This is a genomic window from Methanobrevibacter sp., from assembly GCF_045539575.1.
Classification (GTDB): Archaea; Methanobacteriota; Methanobacteria; order Methanobacteriales; family Methanobacteriaceae; genus Methanocatella.
The window spans coordinates 1-4,682 of sequence record NZ_JAZQFM010000080.1; the positions used below are offsets into that span (position 1 = coordinate 1).

Genomic DNA, 4,682 nt, shown 5'->3' on the forward strand with positions numbered 1-4,682 from the left:
AATTATATACCGCATTTCCCTTGATGATAAATCCATTATCTTTCCAATGTCCATATTTTTCATAGACATTAATATATTCATCACAAAGGTTAATACCTCCACTCATAGCTACTTTACCATCTACAATTATCATTTTTCTATGATCTCGATTATTCAGATGAGTAGATAAAAAAGGGGTAAGTGCTGCATATTTCTTAGTCTTTATCCCCTTTTTATTCAATAACACATGGTATTTTCTGGGAAGTAATGCTACACAACCATAATCATCATAAATTAGTCTTACATCTAGGCCGGCTTTTGCCTTTCTCTCCAAAATCTCTAAAATGGAATCCCAGAACTTACCCTCTTCAATCATGAAAAACTCCAAAAATATATATTCTTTGGCCTCTTCCAGTATTTCAAGAATTGGTTCATACAGGTTGTCTCCCAACGGATAATATTCCATAGATGTATTTTTCCATGTGGGATAGCCTCCCGCATTTTCAATATATGTAGCAACTTTTAAAAATTTACTATCTTCTGCTTCTATTTCTTTTCGAATATCCGGAGAAGTTTTTGAATATTTTTCCGTATTTTTTATATTTTTTTGTGCAATTCCTTTAGCTGCTATATTTCCAAAATTGAACTTTACAAACAGATATAGCATACTTCCGATTAATGGAAACAACATAATAGGTATGATCCATGCAATTTTATATGCTGGATTAGACTTTTCATTGATAATGTAAATCATTACAATCACACCTACAATGATCATAATCTCAAAAATAAAACTGCTATATTCACTAAATGCCTGAAACATAGCTATCAGCAACAAAAATTCTATCAGAATCATCAATGCTGTCAGCCAAACTCCTGAAAATAAAATTCGCTTAACATAATGATTCATTGTATGCTTTTGTTCTTCAAACTTTTGGTTTAATTTTTGTAACTCCACAATTTATGCCCTTCTAACTTATTAATTTATATACATAACTTATTTTTAATATAATTACATTCAAAATAATATAGCTTTTGTTTAAAATAAAAACAATTTTACAAAGCAAGGGAAATTTTACTATATCAAAACAATATATAAACGTAAAAAGAGCAATAAAAGCTATTAATTAGCAAAGTAATATAGATTAAAAAAAAACATGGAAATCAACATACTACCAAATGATAATAACTTATTTTTTTAACTTATATATTTTTTAAAAAAAAATTAAAAGTAACACTTTATTTAAAAAAATAATAAAAATAAACAATATTATCAAGGTGGAACTCTCTACCTAACCATCACCTAAATATTGCCCAAATGAACATTTTCAATTCCTTTTTCTATAGCAATTTCACGTGCCTTAAACAGAATTTCAGGTCTTGTTGGTGAAATGTCATTCATTTTATAATAAGGAAATGCCCTTGAAAAGTGAAGCGGAACTTCCGGGCCGAGTTCAGTTAAAACAAAATCACATAATTCACTAATCTCATCAATAGAATCGTTTTTGTCATTGATAATCAGGTTTGTAATTTCAAGATGTTTTCCCTCAAGATAAATCCTTCGGATATTGTCCAAAACGATATCGAGGTCGGCACCGCAAACTTTTTTGTAAAAATCCCCGGACATGGATTTCAAGTCTATGTTGAATGCATCAACAAAAGTCAATACCTCTTCTATGGACTTGTCGGAATAGTATCCGTTGCTTACATAGATTACCTTAAGATTTTCACGCCTCGCCAGAAGGGAAGTTTTCTTGGTGAATGGCAAGTGTATCGTAGGTTCATTATAGGTCCAAGCAATTGACTTGCAATTGTAATTAAGTGCATTTTCCACAATCGCTTCTGGTGTTATTTCAATACCTCTTTCATTTTTATCATATTCCTGGGATATCATATAGTTCTGACAGTGCAAACATGTCATGTTACACCCAAAACCGCCAATGGAATACGTTAATGTGCCCGGCAGAAAATGATTCAAAGGCTTTTTTTCAACAGGGTCAGGGCTTAGAGAAGAAACAATTCCATATGAATCATCAAACAGCTCGCCGTTAATATTTTTATGCTGTCTGCAAACTCCGACACTGCCGTCGGCTATCTTGCAGTAGTTTGCACAAATCTCACATCTGATTTTCTGTGTCTTGGAGCTTTTTTTGTATAAATCCCTACTCACTAACATAATGCTCATAGCCTCTGTTTTTTATCTCTTCAACAAATCCGTTTTCAAGTGTAAGTTCAACAACATCTGAATCAGTTACTTCACCGATTACCTTAACATCAATAGGCAATTTTTCAAGATTGTCCTTTGAAATGGTGAAAAGCAGTTCAAAATCCTCCCCAACATGAAGTATCAGGTCCAGATAATCAAGATTGAGTTTTTCTGAAATCTCCTTGTACTCATCGGTTATTCCCAGAAACTCCTCATAAATCATGAATCCGAAGCCGTCCCTTTTGATTTCATACAGTTCACTTGCAAGGCCGTCGGTAATGTCTGTGGCTGATGTTGCAAAATCCTTTAAAATCAAACCTTCCTTTATTCTGGCTTCAGGCTTTAATGAATGTTTGGTATAAACATTATCAAAGGTCTCCAGTTCAAAGCCCAATGCCGCAAGGCCAATGTCGCCCGTTACAGCTATCAAGTCACCGATTTCATAAGTGTCCTTCATCAAGGGACTCTCAGCAAGTCCCAAAGCGGTTCCGGAAATTATTATCTCATATGCCTCATTGGTGTCGCCTCCAATCAGAGGGATTGAATAGTAGTCACATGCACTTAAAACGCCTTCAATGATTTGCTTAAACGAATCTACATCCAAATCCTTAGGTATTGCAATGGACAATAAAAATCCTAAAGGTTCAGCCCCCATGGCCGCAAGATCACTGACGTTGACAGTGACTGACTTGAAGCCCATGTCAAAATAGGACATGTTTTTTGGAAAATGTCTTGATTGAATCAGCATGTCACAGGTTGAAATCAAATTAGAATCAGTTAATTCAGTAATGGCAGTATCGTCAGGAGTTATATCCTTTGAATTAGCAATAATATATCTTACCAATTCCTTTTCACCAATATCCGAGACTTTTAAGGTCATGAATATTAATATGAATTTTAAAATAAATATATTTTTAGAAAAAAAAGAAAAAAAGAGTGAGAGGTTATCTCACTATTTAATTGTTATTTTTACTTTTTTGGTTGACGCTTCGTATGTCTTGTCTCCGCCATACTTAATGACTGCTTGGAATGTACCTTTCTTGGTCAATTTGAGTGAGAAAGTAACTTGTCCTTTAGCATTAGTTCTGCCGGAGTATGTTTTACCGTTCACAGTGAGTTTTACAAGTTTACCCTTTTTGAGGTAAATTTTACCGTTAGAGGAGGATCCTTTAATGGTTTTTAAAGTAACTGTGTATTTCTTGGTTTTTGCAGTCGCTTTGTATGATTTAGCAGCTGCAGAAATTGAAGTCGGTTTTTTGATTACATCAATCATTGCAGAAGCGAATGTTGCGTTGTATGTTTCGTTTCCAAGGTAACACGGAGCACAGGTGTAGTAGTTTGCAGTCAGTAGGTTGATTTGAAGATGTGCCACACCGTTAGCATCAGTAGTCTTGATGTGGACAAAACCGTTGATAGCAAATAACACAGTTTGGTTTACAAGACGATAACCATTAATATCAGTTAACAGTACGTCAAAGTATGCTCCTCTTTCACCAGCTCTATAATCAACAGCATAAACTTGCAATCTGAATCCATCTGTCACATTAAATTGAGTAGGTATCAATGGAGGGATAGTCCTTTCAAATTTAATGGAAGTGTTTGTAGGAAGATATTTGTCATTTCCTGCGTAATTGAATTCAATTACTTCACCGAGTATACCTGCAACATTGAATAAACCGTTAGCATCGGTTGTAGTAGTGCCTGTTGTACCACCAACTGCATAACTGATAACTGCGTTAGCAATAGGGTTGCCGTTAGCATCGACTAATGAAGCATTAATATTCAAGTTCTCCATAATTGTAATGTTTACAAACTTGGTTGCAATGTAATTACGTACGGTGAAATTGGATACTTTGTAAGCTGGAGCGTGTTTATCATCGCCTGAGTAAATTACAACAACATTATGGTCACCTTCAGTAACTCCGGCGATAGGAACTTCAGCGCTTCCATTAACCAGTTCAACAACAGTTTCTTTTCCGTCAACAATAACAGTAACGTTTCCTGTAGCGTTAGGGATTTTAACTTTAACAGTTGCATTATCTCCAGGCTTGAGGTCATCTGGAATGGTAATGTTTACAACAGTGCTTTCAGGATCAGCTACGGTAAATGAAATTACAGTTTCATTTTCATTAAATTCATCATCACCAAGATATGTAGCAACAATTGTGTAATTTCCTGCTGGAAGAACAGTATTTACAACAGCTTTACCGTCTTTAACTTCAGCAAATACGTCAGTGCCGCTTGTAGTGAACTTGACAAATCCGGTAGCATCTTCATTAACAGTAACTGTAATCATAACGTTATTATCATCAACAACAACATCTGAAGCAATTGTTGTGTTCTGTTTAATGTGATCAGTTACGGTAAATGCCTTGGATGTTCTGTTTGAGTTGAACTTGTCATCACCTAAGTAAGTTACATCTACGGTGTAATTTCCAGCAGGCAATATGAGATTATAGCTTGCTTCACCGTTATTAACAGCAAGGTAAACTGATTC

4 protein-coding genes are annotated in these 4,682 nt (G+C 34.8%); all 4 read right to left on the reverse strand.

Annotation, left to right across the window (positions count from 1 at the left end; genetic code table 11):
• On the reverse strand, positions 1-937 hold a 937-nt coding region (locus ACKI30_RS10295; protein WP_407412189.1), incomplete at its 3' end, for a PLDc N-terminal domain-containing protein.
• A gap of 345 nt (positions 938-1,282) precedes the next feature.
• Entirely contained in the window at positions 1,283-2,155 is an 873-nt protein-coding gene (gene amrS, locus ACKI30_RS10300) for an AmmeMemoRadiSam system radical SAM enzyme (protein ID WP_407412191.1), read from the reverse strand.
• Positions 2,142-3,065, reverse strand: a complete 924-nt coding sequence (gene thiL, locus ACKI30_RS10305; RefSeq protein ID WP_407412193.1) for a thiamine-phosphate kinase — start codon at positions 3,063-3,065, stop codon at positions 2,142-2,144. Before thiL ends, amrS begins: the two co-directional genes overlap by 14 nt.
• Before the next feature lie 72 nt (positions 3,066-3,137).
• Positions 3,138-4,682: Ig-like domain repeat protein (locus ACKI30_RS10310; RefSeq protein ID WP_407412195.1), on the reverse strand; the 1,545-nt coding region annotated here is incomplete at its 5' end.